Below are 13,698 nucleotides of genomic sequence, written 5' to 3'. Positions count from 1 at the left end.
CTATCCGACCCCGTTCGCCTTGAACCACGCCAGCGCCTTGCCCCACGCCTCGGTCGCGGGGCCCTCCCGGTAGGTCGGGCGGTAATCGGCGTGGAAGCCGTGGGGGGCGTCCGGGAAGACCTCGATCCGCGACGAGCCGTTGGCGTCCTTCAGGCCCTTCTGCATCTGCTCAATGATCGGCATCGGGATGTTGTCGTCCTGGCCCGCGTAGAGGCCGAGCACCGGCGCCTTGAGATCGGCGGCGATGTCGACGGGGTTGCGCGGCTTCAGCTCCGAGGGGGGCGAGGCCGCCCCGCCGAGGATGCCGTAGAAGGCCACGCCCGCCTTCAGCGTGTTGGTGTGCGCGGCGTAGAGCCAGACGATGCGTCCGCCCCAGCAGAAGCCGGTGATGCCGAGCCGCTTCACGTCCGCCGCACCGCTCAGGCCGGCGAACGCCACCGTGGCGTCGAGGTCGTCCATCACCTGCGCGTCCGGCACCTTCGGCACGATCTCCTTCCGGATCGTCGGGATGTCGGCCTTGGTGGCGTCGCCCTGGCGGGCGAACAGGTCCGGGGCGATGGCGTAGTAGCCGAGCTTGGCGAAGCGCCGGCACACGTCCTTGATGTGCTCGTGGACCCCGAAGATCTCCTGAACGACCAACATGATCGGGAACGGACCGCCCGAGGCCGGCATCGCCCGGTAGGCCGGAATCTCGACGCCGAGCGAGGGCACCGTCACCTCGCCCACGGTCAGCCCTTCGGCCGGCGTCGTGACGGTGGCGGCCGAAACCGGGAGCACTGCGAGCGCGAAGCCCGCGCCGAGGCTCGTCTTCAAGAAGGCGCGGCGACCGGGCTCGGCGCGCGCCGTCGCGGAACCGTGGGGAACATCGTCCGTCATCAGGACCTCTCGTGGCATGCCGCCGGGTTCAGGGCCGCATTCCGCCCTCGCTCCATGCGCCCGGGGCAGGAACCGGGAGAGCGGGATGCGCGGCGCAGATGGTCCAAGCTTACCGCAATCCCGCGGGCCGGTCGCCGGCGGCCCAGGTCAGGGCCTGTTCCAGGCGGTCGTTGCCCCAGAACAGCTCGCCGTCCTCGGCCAGGAAGCTCGGCGCGCCGTAGATGCCGCGGGAGCGCGCCTCCTCGCCCGCCACCTTGAGGCGGCCCTTGTTGGTCTCGGCGGAGGCCGCCCTGAGGATCGCGGTGCCGTCGAGGCCGAGACCGTCGAGGATCCTCGCGACGGCCGCCGGTTCGGCGATCGATTCGCCGCGAGAAAAGCTCGTCTCGAACACCGCCTTGGAGAACGGCACCAGCCAGTCGTGGTCGATGCCGTAGGTCGCCGCGCGGGTGGCCGAGAGCGAGTTCTGCGGAAAGGGATTCGGGCGCGTCACCGGCGGCAGGCCGAGGCGGGCGGCCTCGCGGTCGAGGTCGCGCCACATGTTGCGGCCCTTGGCCGGGTAGAGGTTGAACGGCGAGTTGGTCCAACCCTGCGCCGCGAAGATCGGACCGAGCAGGAAGGGCCGCCATCGGATCTCGACGCCGGCGTCTTCCGCCAGCGCCTCGATGCGCATGGCCGCGAGGTAGGAATAGGTCGAGGCGAACTCGTACCAGAATTCCAGGGTCGGCCGTCGCGCCATCCAGCGTGCCTCCTTACCGGGTTCCGCATCGTCGTCCCGGGATCCCCCGACCGCAAGACACGACGGCGCCGCATGAAGCGAACCGCACAGCTTCAACCGAACCGCGCCGCCGCGGTTGCGCCGCGCTCGGGCCTGCTGTTAAGCCGCACCCTTCCGGGCACGCGCGCCCGACCCTTGTCCAGAGCCCCACCCAAGAGCCTCGCCATGTCCGACGCCAGCCCGAACAAAGCCGTCAGGAAGGTCGTGCTCGCCTATTCGGGCGGGCTCGATACCTCCATCATTCTCAAGTGGTTACAGACCACCTATGCGTGCGAGGTCGTCACCTTCACGGCCGATCTCGGCCAGGGCGAGGAGCTGGAGCCGGCGCGGCGCAAGGCCGAGCTTCTGGGCATCAAACCGGAAAACATATTTATCGAAGACCTGCGCGAGGAATTCGTCCGCGACTACGTCTTCCCGATGTTCCGGGCCAACGCCGTCTACGAGGGCGTCTACCTGCTCGGCACCTCGATCGCCCGGCCGCTCATCGCCAAGAAGCAGATCGAGATCGCCGAGAAGGTCGGCGCCGACGCCGTCTGTCACGGCGCCACCGGCAAGGGCAACGATCAGGTCCGGTTCGAACTCGGGTACTACGCGCTCAAGCCCGACGTGACGGTGATCGCCCCCTGGCGCGAGTGGGATCTGCGTTCGCGCGAGCAGCTCATCGCGTTCGCCGAGCAGCATCAGATCCCGATCGCCAAGGACAAGCGCGGCGAGAGCCCGTTCTCGGTCGACGCCAACCTCCTGCACGCCTCGTCCGAGGGCAAGGTGCTGGAGGACCCCGCCGTCGAGGTGCCGGACTACGTCTATTCCCGCACCCTCTCGCCGGAGGAGGCGCCGGACACCCCGACCGTCATCACCATCGGCTTCGAGCGGGGCGACGCCGTCTCGATCGACGGCGAGGCGCTCTCGCCCGCGAGCCTCCTGGCGAAGCTCAACGAACTCGGCCACGCCAACGGCATCGGCCGCCTCGATCTCGTCGAGAACCGCTTCGTCGGCATGAAGAGCCGCGGCATGTACGAGACGCCCGGCGGCACCATCCTGCTGCCGGCCCACCGCGCCATCGAGTCGATCACGCTCGATCGGGGTGCCGCCCACCTCAAGGACCAGCTCATGCCACAATACGCGGAGCTGATCTACAACGGCTTCTGGTTCTCGCCCGAGCGCGAGATGCTCCAGGCGCTGATCGACAGGAGCCAGGAGAAGGTCACCGGCACGGTACGGCTCAAGCTCTACAAGGGCGGCGTCCACGTCGTCGGCCGCGAGAGCCCGCATTCCCTCTACGATCAGGATCTCGTCACCTTCGAGGAAGGCGCGGTGGCCTACGACCACCGGGATGCCGCGGGCTTCATCAAGCTCAACGCGCTGCGGCTGCGCACGCTGGCGCAAAGGAAGAAGCGGGAGGGCTGAGGCCGACAGGCCGGGTCCAACCCGCGAACGTCATTCCGGGGCCGCGCAGCGGAACCCGGAACCGGAGGGGCACGCCGGAGGCGTGCAATCCACCCGTGATGCGCGGCGGGTGGCAAGCGTCGCGGCCCGTCGTGGATTCCGGGTTCGCCTTCGGCGCCCCGGAATGACGGCGGAGAGGCTCAGGCCGCTTCCCAGCCCGCCGACCCCTTCGCGAAGAACCCCGGAGCGAGGTCGCCGTACCGCAAAAAGATCTGCATCGCCGGCTGCATCTCACGGTGCAGGCGCTCGGATTCCGCCTGCGTGCCGGCGCCGTAGGGCTGCGCCGTGTCGATCGCCGGCACGTCGCCCCGTTCGTCCCAACGCACCTGAAGGCGCGGGATCAGGGCGAGGTGGGCGTCGGTCACCGCGAAGGTGATGTGCTCGGGCGTCTCGCCGGTCTCGTCGTCGCGGAAGACGTCGCCCAGCGCCGTCGAGGTCAGCTTGGCGAGCGGGTTGTGGTACTGGTAGCGGCCGGGCCGGAGCACGGCGTGGCGCAGGAACACGGCGAGCGCGTCGCCCATCGCCCGGTGCTCCTCCGCGGCCCCCTCGTCGTCGCCGGTGACGTTGAAGATGTCGTCGTCGCGGTCGGCGCTGCCGTAGGGCGCGTCCGGGTGGACGATCGGCGCGCCCATCCCGGCCGGGTTCCAGGCGACGACCAGCCGCCGGATCAGGGCGATGCGCTCCAGCGTCAGCTCGAAGGGGGTCGGGTCGCTCATCGTGCCTCTCGCGCCGCCGGAGCCGCCCGGCCCCGGTTCAGTGGCGCAGGCGCCGGGGCGGTGCAAGCGGAGCCTGTCAGCATCGGCCGAACCACGTTCAAGACGGAACGGCCGGTTAGCCGGGCGCGAAGAGCGCCCCGCGCAGTGGGCCTCGGCGCCAGCCGAGGCGTCTAACGGAGTGAGAAGCCTAAGGTCGCGGACGCGACCGCCGGCGCTTGAGGCCCGGCACGTTAAGCCGCAGGCTTCACTTCCGCTCTGCGAAAGGCATGGGGCACCAGCGCGGCGACCGCGTCCACCAGCTCGTCGAAATGCTCGATGGTCCAGTCGGGCTTCAGGTCCCGCATCGGCACCGGGGTGTAGCCGAAGGTGACGCCGACCACCGGGATGCCGCCGGCCTGGGCGGCCGCCACGTCGGCGCGGGAATCGCCCACCATCACGGCGCGGTGCGGATCGCCGCCGGCGCGGGCGACGGTCGCGGTGATGTGGCGCGGGTCGGGCTTGGAGAAGGCGAAGGTGTCCTTGCCGACGATGACGGGGAAGCGGTCGCGCACGCCGAGTTCGTCGAGCAGCGCGACCGCGTGCGCCTCGACCTTGTTGGTGCAGACGGCGAGCACGAAGCCCTCGGCCTCCAGCCGGTCGAGCGCGGCGACGACGCCGGGGAAGAGGTAGGAATTGTCGGTGAGATGCGCGCCGTAATGCTCCAGGAACGCCTCGAACAGGACTTCCAGCCGTTCGACGCTCAGTTCGGCGCCCGAGGCGGCGAAACCGCGCTGGATCAGCGCGCGGGCGCCGGCGCCCAGGAGGTCGCGGGCCTGCTCCAGCGGCAGCGGCGCGTGGCCCTCGCGGGCCAGGATCACGTTGAGGGTGCCGACGAGGTCGCCCGCGGTCTCGGCGAGCGTCCCGTCGAGATCGAACACGGCGATCGGGGGAAGAACGGTCATCGGCGTCCCAAATCGAAACACTGTCAAGCTGGCTAGCTGTCGTCGCCGCGACGATCAACCCCGGCGGTTGACCGAGCGTTAGCGAGCGCCTTCCTGTTGCGTTCCTGCCGCCCCGCGTTTCTGGCTGTTTGCCCAAGCTCCGCCATGGAGCCGGGGTCTGATGGCGCCGCCACGGACCTCGACTTGTCCCCGTTATCCCCGCTCCTCACCACGGCCCCGCCCATGCGCTCTCATCCGGCCCTTTCCCCCGCCCATCTCGCCGGCTGCGCGCTGGTCGCGGCGCTCGCCTGCGGATCGGGCGCGGCGCGCGCCGCGGGCTCCTACGAGTTCGTTGCCGCGCCGGCCGTCGATCTCAACCGGATCTACCGGATCGACCGCGCCACCGGCGAGGTCACCTCCTGCCAGTACGGCCTGCGCGACGACAGCGTCGGCGTCACCCTGTGCTTCGCGGCCGGAGAGGGCGCCGGGCCGCAGGCGCCGGGGGAATACGGGCTGATCGCCTCCCGCCACGCCCGCGAGTCGGGCATCTACCGGGTCAACCACCGCACCGGCGCGATGAGCGCCTGCTACGTGCAGATCCGGCAGGAACTCGTGGTCTGCACCGAGCAGGCCGGCCCGCCGCCCGCCGGAACCGCCAGCGGCGCGGGCGCGGCGGCGACCGGCCCGGCCCCCGGCCGCGCCGGCCCGAGCGCGACGCCGCCGCAAGGGGGACAGGCCAGCGGGCAAGGCGGTGGGCAGGGCCGGCCCTGACGAACGGTCGACGACGGCGCGACGCGGCCTCGCGCCCCTCGTCCGGCTTTTGCCGCGGCGGGGAGGCGTGCTAGGGGCCTGCCCGTCCTAGCCGCGAACCGGGGCCGATCCGCCCATGACGCACCCGCATCCGATCCCGGAGACGATCTCGTGAGCGCGCCAGACCTGCGCCGCGCCGCGGCCGCGCGCGCGCTCGAACTGGTCGAGCCCGGCATGCGGCTCGGCATCGGCACCGGCAGCACCGCGGCCGCCTTCATCGCGCTCCTGGGGGATCGCGTGCGCGCCGGCCTCGACGTGATCGGCGTGCCGACGTCCGAGGCGACGCGGATCGCGTGCGAGCGCGAGGGCATCCGTCTGGCGACCCTCGACGAATTGCCCGAACTCGATCTCACCATCGACGGCGCCGACGAGGTCGACGGCCGCTTGCGCCTGATCAAGGGCGGCGGCGCCGCGCTGCTGCGGGAAAAGATCGTCGCGATGGCGAGCCGGCGCATGGTGGTGATCGCCGACGCGGCCAAGCGCGTCGAGACGCTCGGCGCCTTCCCGCTCCCCATCGAGGTGAACGCCTTCGGCCTCGGCGCGACGTGGCGCGCGGTCGAGAGGGCGCTCGCCGAGAGCGGCTGCGCCGGGAAGCCGCTCACCCGCCGGCTCGATGCCGCGGGCGAGCCCCTCGTCACCGACGGCGGCCACGCACTCCTCGACGCGCATCTCGGCGCCATCCCCGACCCGGAGGGCCTCTCCGCCCGGCTCTGGGCGGTGCCCGGCGTGGTCGAGCACGGCCTGTTCCTCGGCATCAGTGACACCGCCTTCCTCGCCGAGGCCTCCGGCTCGGAGGCCCGCGTCACCGTTCTCAGCCGCCCGTGACCCTTCCGGCGACGCCGTTCGACCTTCGCCCCCTTCGCATTCTTCGGAGCCCCGTCCGCATGCTGCCCCGTCTCGCTGTTCTGGCCAGCCTCCTCCTCGCGGCGGGCCTGCCGCAGGCCGCCCTCGCCCAGGCCACCAAGCCCACGCCCCCCGCCCCGGCGCAGAAGCCGACCGCCAAGCCCGGCACGCCCGCGCCGCAAGCCCCGGCCGAGCCCGAGATCACCGCCTCCCACCTCGCGCTTGCCCGCGAGGTGATGCTGAGTTCGGGGATCAGCCGCTCGTTCGACTCGATCATCCCGACCATGGCCGATCAGATCCGCAAGAACGCGGTGACCCGGCCCGACCTCGGCAAGGACCTCGACGAAGTGCTGAAGAGCCTCGAGCCGGAGATGACGCTGCAGAAGAACCGGCTGATCGACATCGCCGCGCGCATCTACGCCAAGCGCCTGACCGAGGCCGAGTTGAAGGAGATCATCGTGTTCTTCCGCTCGCCCGCGGGCAAGCGTTACGTCGAGACCCAGCCGCAGATCCTCGACGACATGGTCGGCGCCATGCAGGACTGGACCCAGGAGGTCTCGGAATACGTCATGGTCCGCACCCGGGCCGAGATGGGCAAGCGCGGCCACTCGCTCCAGTGAGGATCGGCGCAGCCGGCGCCGCGGCCCGGCTCGACGCGGCCGGCACCGTCGTGCTGGCGCTGGTTCCCGTGGCCCTGGCACTGGCCAACCGGTCGAGCCCGCTCGTGGTCGGGATCGCCGCCCTCCTGTTCCTCGCCGGAACGGTGGCCGAACGCGGCGCGGAGACGCTCCGCTTCGTCCTGCGCCCGCTGGCGAGCCCCCTCGGCCTCGCGGCGCTCGCCTTCCTCGGCTGGTGCCTCGCCGCGTTCCTGTGGAGCCCGTTTCCCGGCCTGTCGGCGCGGACGCTGTCGGAGTTCGCCCCGACGCTGCTCGCCGCCTACCTGCTCGCCCGCCTCGCGCCGGTCCGGATGCCGGGCTGGGGGCCCGCCCTCGCCGCCGCGGGGCTCGCGGCGGCCTGCCTGTTCGTCGTGGCGAGCCTTGCCCTGGATCTGGCGCCGCAGCGGGCGCTGGGGCAGCGGACGGCCCTGTTCATGTTCAACCGGCCGCTGCTGACATTCCTGCTCCTGGCCGGGCCGCTCGCCGCATGGCTGGTCCTGCGCGGACGCCGCCTCGCGGCCTTCGCCCTCCTCGCGGTCACGGCGCTCGCGGTCCTGCGCTCGATCAGCGGGGCGGCGGCCCTGGGGCTGCTCGCCGGGGCCGGGCTGTTCGCGATCGCCCGGCTCTCGCCCAAGCGCGCCGGCCTCGCGCTCGCGGGGCTGACGCTCGGCCTCGCCTTCGCGCTGGCGCCGGTGGAGGGCGACATCCTCGCCCGCTTCATGCCGGAGGCGGCGCACGAGCGGCTGACGCAGAGTTCGTCCCGCGCCCGCGTCGCCATCGCCCAGAGCTTCGGCGCGGCGGTGGCGCAGGCGCCCCTGGCCGGCTCCGGCTACGGCACGGGCGCGCGCTTCGCCGACGTGCCGGCCGCCGCCGGCCTGGAGCCGGAGATGCGGACGATGCTGGCGGTGGGCCATCCCCACAACAGCTTCCTCCAGATCTGGGCCGAACTCGGCCTCGTCGGCGCGGTTCTGGGGAGCCTGGCGGCGTTCCTGACCCTGAGGGCGGCGGCGACGCTGCCGCGCGGGCTGTTCGCCACGGCGCTCGGGCTGCTCGGCGCGGCGGTGGCGGTGATGTTCGTCGAGCACGGGGCGTGGCAGGCTTGGTGGACCGCGGGCCTCGGCACCGCGCTGGCATGGCTGCGCACGGCGCTCGCGGCCGGGCCGATACAAAGCGAGTGAGATTGCGATGAGCGAAGACTTCGACGTCGACCTGTTCGTGATCGGGGGCGGCTCCGGCGGCGTGCGGGCGGCGCGCATCGCCGCCGGCCACGGCGCCAGGGTGATGCTGGCGGAAGAATACCGCGTCGGCGGCACCTGCGTGATCCGCGGCTGCGTGCCGAAGAAGCTGATGGTCTATGCCGGGCGCTTCGCCGACGAGTTCGCCGACGCGGCGGGCTTCGGCTGGCAAATCCAGCCGCCGCGCTTCGACTGGGCGGCGCTCAAGGCCTCGCGCGACGCCGAGGTCGCGCGGCTGGAGGGCATCTACGGCCGCAACCTCGCCGGCTCCGGCGTCGAGGTGGTGGCGGAACGCGCCGTCATCGAGGACCCGCACACGGTGCGCCTCCTCGGCTCGGATCGGACCGTGCGAGCGAAATTCATCCTGATCGCGGTCGGCGCGAGCCCGGTGCGCGAGCCGCTGATTCCGGGCGCCGAACTCGCCATCGACTCGAACGGCGTGTTCGATCTGGAGACCCAGCCCGCGCGCATCCTCGTGGTCGGCGGCGGCTATATCGCGGTCGAGTTCGCGGGCGTCTTCGCCGCGCTCGGCACCAAGACCACCCTGCTCCACCGCGGAAAGACCCTGCTGCGCGGCTTCGATCCCGAGATCGCGACCGCCCTCGGCGAGGCCTATGCCGAGCGGATGGACCTGCGCCTCGGGCGCACCGTCGAGCGGCTGGACCGCCATGACGGCGCGATCCGGGCGACGCTCGACGACGGCGAACACCTCGACGTCGATGGCGTGCTGGTGGCGACGGGCCGCCGCCCGAACGTCGACGGCCTGGGGCTCGACCGCGTCGGCATCGCGCTGGACGCGCGCGGTGCGATTCCCGTCGAGGCGGATTCGCGCACATCCGTGCCCTCGATCTACGCGGTAGGCGACGTGACGGGGCGGGCGGCGCTCACCCCCATCGCGATCCGCGAGGGCCATGCGTTCGCCGACACGGTGTTCGGCAACAAGCCGTGGTGCGTCGATCACCGCCTGATCGCCACCGCGGTGTTCTCGACTCCCGAGATCGGCGTGATCGGCCACAACGAGGACGTGGCCCGCGACTGTTACGGCGCCGTCGACGTCTACAAGGCGGCTTTCCGCCCGATGAAGGCGACGCTGTCCGGCCGCAACGAGCGCGTCATCATGAAGGTGCTGGTCGAGCGCGCGAGCGACCGCGTGGTCGGCGTCCACGTGATGGGGCCGGACGCGGGCGAGATCATCCAGGCGGTGGGCATCGCCGTCACGATGGGCGCCACCAAGGCCGATTTCGACCGCACCATCGCGGTCCATCCGACGCTGGGCGAGGAACTGGTGACGATGCGCACGCCCTTCGTGGTGAAGCATCCGGTCGGGGTGGGATAGCGACGGGGGCCGTCCCTCCGGCCGTTCGAGAGGCCGCTTGGGACGGCGAGCGCAACCCGCCCCTCGACCTCGAAGCGGATGTCCCGTATCCGACCCGTGCCGGCCATTCGGATCGGTCCCAGGCGCTCCCAAAAGCGACATTCGCCGGAGAGTCGGCAACTTCGGCTCTTGGTGGGCAATTCGGTCGTTTGATCGTAGGATCACGACATGTCGGCCGTCGCGCGCAACAATGTCAGAGTAAGCGGGAGCGGTCCGCGAACCATGGTGTTCGCCCACGGCTACGGCTGCGACCAGAACATGTGGCGCTACGTGGCGCCAGTCTTCGAGGCCCAGTTCCGCACGGTCCTGTTCGATCAGGTCGGGGCGGGCGGCTCCGACCGGGCGGCCTACGATCCGGCCAAGTACGCGAGCCTGTCCGGCTACGCCGACGACCTGATCGAGATCGCCGAGGAACTCGGCCTCCGGGACGCCGTCTTCGTCGGCCATTCCGTGAGCGCCATGATCGGCGCGCTCGCTTCGATCCGGAAACCGGCGCTGTTCGGATGCCTGATCCTGGTCGCCCCGTCTCCCCGCTACGTCGACGACGGCGACTACGTCGGCGGCTTCTCGGCTCCGCAAGTCGACGAACTGCTCGACTTCCTGGGCAAGAACCACATGGGATGGGCAAGCGCCATGGCGCCGGCCATCATGGGCAACCCGGATCGCCCCGAACTCGGAGACGAACTCACCGACAGCTTCTGCCGCATGGATCCCCGCATCGCCCGCGACTTCGCGCGCGTGACCTTCACGTCGGACAACCGGACGGACCTTCCCAACGTGCGGGTTCCGACCCTGGTCCTCCAGTGCAGCGACGACGTGATCGCGCCGACCCCGGTGGGCGAATACGTACACCGCCACGTCAAGGACAGCACGCTCGTTCACCTGCGGGCGACAGGCCACTGCCCGAACCTCAGCGCACCGTCCGAGGTCATCGCCGCCATCCGCGACTTCGTCTGATCGGCAGCGCATGATCGAGGAATACGAAGACCTCTACCGCAACGCGCCGTTCGCCTACGTCTCGCTGGACGGGGACGGCCGTATCGTCATGGCCAACGACACGCTGGCGGCTTGGATCGGATGCCCGGCGCAGGATCTTCCCCGCAAACGGTTCCGGGACCTTCTGACGACCGGGACCATGATGCATTACGAGACGAGCTACGCACCGCTCCTCGCCATGCAAGGCCACTTCGAAGAGGCCTCGCTCGACCTTCGGACGGCGGACGGGGGCAAATTCGCCGTGTTCGGCAGCGCACGGGTCGTCAGGGACGCCGACGGGCAGCATCGCTCGACGCGTCTCGCCCTGCTGAAGTCGACCGGCCGCCGGCTCTACGAACGCCAGTTGCTCGACGCCCGGGACAGGAGCGAGACCACCGAGCGGGCGACGCAGGCCATCCTGGCGACGGAACGCGAGACGTCCGAGTTGCGCGAGCAGTTCATCGCCGTGCTCGGGCACGACCTGCGCAACCCCCTCGCGTCCATCTCGTCCGGGGCGAGGCTTCTCCAGAGAGACCTGCCGGCGGAGCGGAGGACGCAGCTGTTCGCGGCGATCCAGGCCAGCGTCGTCCGGATGAGCGGCCTCATCGACAACGTTCTGGATTTCGCGCGCGGACGGCTCGGAGCGGGGATCCCGCTCGACCTGCGCCCCGACGTCATGCTGGGGCCGGTCCTGGATCAGGTCGTGACCGAGTTGCGGATCGGGGTGCCCGACCGCCTTATCGAGACCGCGTTCGACCTTCCCCGACCGATCCGGTGCGACCCGTCGCGCATCGCCCAACTCGTCTCCAACCTGCTCGGCAACGCTCTCACGCACGGCGCGAAGGACGAACCCGTGCGCATTCGTGCGGACGTCGACGGAGCGACCCTGACGATTTCGGTGGCGAACGGCGGCGCCCCCATCCCGGAGCCTGCCCTGGAGCGGTTGTTCCAACCGTTCTTCCGCGGCGAGGTCCGGCCCAGTCAGCAGGGCCTCGGCCTCGGCCTCCACATCGCCTCCGAGATCGCCAAGGCACATGCCGGTACGCTGGACGTCACCTCGATGCCCGCGGAGACCCGCTTCACGTTCCGGATGCCGCTTCACGTGCGGTAAGCGTGAGGCAAACCGGCGAACCTTTTCGGAGAACCGTCCCGAAAGGTGGTTTCCGGCTTTCGCACACCACGATGCGGCGACAGGAATCGAGAGAACCGCCCGGATCCGATATCGAGGACGATGCGCCGATACCGAGCGGCCCGAAACAGGACCGACGGATCCTGTTTCGGGCGTCCGGCGGAAGCCCGCCGCCGCGCCGTCGCGTGGGCCAGCGGCGATGAATCGGTGATCACCGCCGACGGGTATCCCCGTCCGGGACGGATCGGTCGCGATCGGGGATGCGGCGCCGGCTTTCCTGCCGTGTCGCTCAGGAGCGGACCTCGCCCACCTCGGCGATGGGTCGGACGCGGTCACGCGACCTGCCGAGCCGAGCCCTATTCCGCCGCGGGCAGGCTCAGCGACAGCAGCCGCGCCGTCCGGGAGCGCGCCCCACCGCCCACCCCCGCGCCCGCCCCCGGATCGAGCGCGCGCCGCCCGTCGTCGAGCGCGCCGTTGACCGCGTCGATGGCGAGGATCAGGGCCGAGATCATCCGGCTGTCGATGGTGCGCTCGCGGGCGTGGCGGACCACGTCGGCGATGAGCGCGTCGGTCTCGCGGGTCAGTTCGTCGAGCTTGTCCACCTCGCGCGCGTCGCGGGCCTCGGCCAGGATGTCGAGGAGGCGGTCGAGCACCACGTCGATGCGCTCGCGCCTTTTGCGGGCGAGGCGCTGGCCGAGCCACGCAATCCCTGAGCCGAGCGTGCCGCCGAAGAAGGCGAGCAGGTAGATCCAGTCCTCGTAGCGGTCGAGGAAGGTCTGCTGCTCGCGCTCGAAATAGTCGACCGCGCCGGGGTGGTTGGGCAGGCGCGCGCTGGTGGCCGTGACGGTGGTGTCGTAGTCCGGCGGCTTCATCGCGTTGGCGATGGGCGCGAGCGCGGCCAGCCGCGAGCGCCACTCGAACAGGTGCTGCACCACCGAGGCCACGGCGACCCGGCTCACCGCGCCCCGCGCCATCAGGCGGTAGGACACGCCCACCGTCTCGACATCCTCCTCCGGGCGCTTGGGCCGACCGCCGAAGGTGCCGGCCGAGACCGTGACCACCTGGAGTTCGGGCAAGCGCTGGGTGATGGCCTTGCCGTCCGGCACGCCGACGAAGGTGATCCTGCGCTCGGGCGAGGCGGCCTCGACCGCGCGCAGCACGCCGAGGGTCACCTTGGCGGCGGGGCTCGCGACCACCGCGACCGCATCGACCCGCTTGGCCTCCAGCGCCTGCGTGACCTCGTTGGCCTTGATCGGCACCAGCCCGACGCGGCCGGCACCGAGCGCCTCGCTCGCCGCGATCTCGGCCGCGGTCGCGGGCTTGAAGTCGTAGAAATCGAGGAGGTTCGTCACGAAGGGCAGGTCGGCGTCGTGGCGCACGACGATGCCGAGGCGGCGCGTCGAGAGGTCGGAGAAGCTCTCGATCTCGGCCGCCGAAGGGGCGGCGATGATCAGCGCCTCGTCGTGCAGGATGGCGAGCGTCAGGCCGTTGTCGGGCAGGAGCACGTCGGGGCGAACCACCGCGAGGTCCGCGCGGTTCTTCTGCAGGGCGAGCGCGCTGTCGCGCACGTCCGCATGGGGCGTGACCTGCAGCCGCACGTCCTCGTGGTTGCGCACCAGCGCCTTGGCATAGGCCTCGATCAAGGCGGCCTCGGCGCCGTCGCGGGGGCCGACGGCGACGGTGAGGACGGTGGGGCGCGATACATAGGCGACGAGGCCGGCGACGGCCGCCAGACCCAAGGCGAGCAGGACGAACAGCCACTCGCGCCGCATCAGGACGGTCGCTGCACGGTGGCGCAGCCCTCGCATTCCAGAGCGATCCATCCGACAAGCATGGGACGAGGACCAAGGCAGAACCGTGAAGAACGGATGATCGCGACGAAGGGTTCACGCAATTGTCACGGGACTGAGCGGGAGGTTCGGGAAGCAAGACCCGAGCCGCC

13 protein-coding genes are annotated in these 13,698 nt (G+C 71.0%); 8 read left to right on the top strand and 5 right to left on the bottom strand.

Annotated elements, in window-relative coordinates:
- Window positions 1-879, bottom strand: a complete 879-nt coding sequence (locus tag HNR00_RS07840; protein ID WP_376770365.1) for a dienelactone hydrolase family protein — start codon at window positions 877-879, stop codon at window positions 1-3.
- Between the two features lie 106 nt (window positions 880-985).
- Complete coding sequence (locus HNR00_RS07835; RefSeq protein ID WP_183567491.1) at window positions 986-1,612, bottom strand: 2-hydroxychromene-2-carboxylate isomerase; 627 nt, start codon at window positions 1,610-1,612, stop codon at window positions 986-988.
- 204 nt (window positions 1,613-1,816) lie between these two features.
- On the opposite strand from HNR00_RS07835, the gene HNR00_RS07830 reads away from it, so the two are divergent.
- Window positions 1,817-3,058: an argininosuccinate synthase gene (locus tag HNR00_RS07830; RefSeq protein ID WP_183567488.1), complete on the top strand. Its 1,242-nt coding sequence runs from the start codon at window positions 1,817-1,819 to the stop codon at window positions 3,056-3,058.
- A gap of 179 nt (window positions 3,059-3,237) precedes the next feature.
- Here HNR00_RS07830 and HNR00_RS07825 read toward each other — a convergent pair whose 3' ends face one another.
- Together HNR00_RS07825 and gph are read right to left on the bottom strand one after the other, a co-directional pair.
- Window positions 3,238-3,813: a hypothetical protein gene (locus tag HNR00_RS07825; RefSeq protein ID WP_183567485.1), complete on the bottom strand. Its 576-nt coding sequence runs from the start codon at window positions 3,811-3,813 to the stop codon at window positions 3,238-3,240.
- A gap of 230 nt (window positions 3,814-4,043) precedes the next feature.
- Window positions 4,044-4,754: a phosphoglycolate phosphatase gene (gene gph, locus HNR00_RS07820; protein WP_183567482.1), complete on the bottom strand. Its 711-nt coding sequence runs from the start codon at window positions 4,752-4,754 to the stop codon at window positions 4,044-4,046.
- Between the two features lie 222 nt (window positions 4,755-4,976).
- Here gph and HNR00_RS07815 point away from each other — a divergent pair, with 222 nt between their 5' ends.
- The 7 genes from HNR00_RS07815 to HNR00_RS07785 all read left to right on the top strand — a co-directional run bounded on the left by HNR00_RS07815 (window position 4,977) and on the right by HNR00_RS07785 (window position 11,738).
- Window positions 4,977-5,504: a hypothetical protein gene (locus HNR00_RS07815; RefSeq protein ID WP_183567480.1), complete on the top strand. Its 528-nt coding sequence runs from the start codon at window positions 4,977-4,979 to the stop codon at window positions 5,502-5,504.
- A 150-nt stretch (window positions 5,505-5,654) separates the two neighbouring features.
- Window positions 5,655-6,368, top strand: coding sequence for a ribose-5-phosphate isomerase RpiA (gene rpiA / locus HNR00_RS07810; protein ID WP_183567477.1), 714 nt, complete (start codon window positions 5,655-5,657; stop codon window positions 6,366-6,368).
- A 59-nt stretch (window positions 6,369-6,427) separates the two neighbouring features.
- Window positions 6,428-7,006, top strand: a complete 579-nt coding sequence (locus HNR00_RS07805) for a DUF2059 domain-containing protein (RefSeq protein WP_183567473.1) — start codon at window positions 6,428-6,430, stop codon at window positions 7,004-7,006.
- Window positions 7,003-8,220, top strand: a complete 1,218-nt coding sequence (locus HNR00_RS07800) for an O-antigen ligase family protein (RefSeq protein ID WP_312886015.1) — start codon at window positions 7,003-7,005, stop codon at window positions 8,218-8,220. The genes HNR00_RS07805 and HNR00_RS07800 overlap by 4 nt, the downstream gene beginning before the upstream one ends.
- Window positions 8,221-8,227: 7 nt before the next feature.
- Window positions 8,228-9,613, top strand: a complete 1,386-nt coding sequence (gene gorA / locus HNR00_RS07795) for a glutathione-disulfide reductase (RefSeq protein ID WP_183567470.1) — start codon at window positions 8,228-8,230, stop codon at window positions 9,611-9,613.
- A gap of 207 nt (window positions 9,614-9,820) precedes the next feature.
- Complete coding sequence (locus HNR00_RS07790; protein ID WP_183567467.1) at window positions 9,821-10,609, top strand: alpha/beta fold hydrolase; 789 nt, start codon at window positions 9,821-9,823, stop codon at window positions 10,607-10,609.
- A 10-nt stretch (window positions 10,610-10,619) separates the two neighbouring features.
- Window positions 10,620-11,738, top strand: a complete 1,119-nt coding sequence (locus HNR00_RS07785) for a PAS domain-containing sensor histidine kinase (protein ID WP_183567464.1) — start codon at window positions 10,620-10,622, stop codon at window positions 11,736-11,738.
- A 374-nt stretch (window positions 11,739-12,112) separates the two neighbouring features.
- On the opposite strand, the gene HNR00_RS07780 is transcribed toward HNR00_RS07785, so the two are convergent.
- Window positions 12,113-13,528: a TAXI family TRAP transporter solute-binding subunit gene (locus tag HNR00_RS07780; RefSeq protein ID WP_183567461.1), complete on the bottom strand. Its 1,416-nt coding sequence runs from the start codon at window positions 13,526-13,528 to the stop codon at window positions 12,113-12,115.
- Window positions 13,529-13,698: the final 170 nt, after the last annotated feature.

The organism is Methylorubrum rhodinum (assembly GCF_014199935.1).
GTDB classification, from domain to species: Bacteria; Pseudomonadota; Alphaproteobacteria; order Rhizobiales; family Beijerinckiaceae; genus Methylobacterium; species Methylobacterium rhodinum.
Note: the sequence above shows the minus strand (reverse complement) of the source record. Positions and strands in the feature narration are given on the sequence as shown.

Bases quoted from the DNA above. Each gene is read 5' to 3' on its own strand.
- HNR00_RS07805 (WP_183567473.1), top strand. From the start codon at position 6,428: ATGCTGCCCCGTCTCGCTGTTCTGGCCAGCCTCCTCCTCGCGGCGGGC.
- gorA (WP_183567470.1), top strand. From the start codon at position 8,228: ATGAGCGAAGACTTCGACGTCGACCTGTTCGTGATCGGGGGCGGCTCC.
- HNR00_RS07835 (WP_183567491.1), bottom strand. From the start codon at position 1,612: ATGGCGCGACGGCCGACCCTGGAATTCTGGTACGAGTTCGCCTCGACC.
- HNR00_RS07780 (WP_183567461.1), bottom strand. From the start codon at position 13,528: ATGCGGCGCGAGTGGCTGTTCGTCCTGCTCGCCTTGGGTCTGGCGGCC.
- HNR00_RS07790 (WP_183567467.1), top strand. From the start codon at position 9,821: ATGTCGGCCGTCGCGCGCAACAATGTCAGAGTAAGCGGGAGCGGTCCG.
- HNR00_RS07815 (WP_183567480.1), top strand. From the start codon at position 4,977: ATGCGCTCTCATCCGGCCCTTTCCCCCGCCCATCTCGCCGGCTGCGCG.
- HNR00_RS07825 (WP_183567485.1), bottom strand. From the start codon at position 3,813: ATGAGCGACCCGACCCCCTTCGAGCTGACGCTGGAGCGCATCGCCCTG.
- HNR00_RS07830 (WP_183567488.1), top strand. From the start codon at position 1,817: ATGTCCGACGCCAGCCCGAACAAAGCCGTCAGGAAGGTCGTGCTCGCC.
- HNR00_RS07785 (WP_183567464.1), top strand. From the start codon at position 10,620: ATGATCGAGGAATACGAAGACCTCTACCGCAACGCGCCGTTCGCCTAC.
- gph (WP_183567482.1), bottom strand. From the start codon at position 4,754: ATGACCGTTCTTCCCCCGATCGCCGTGTTCGATCTCGACGGGACGCTC.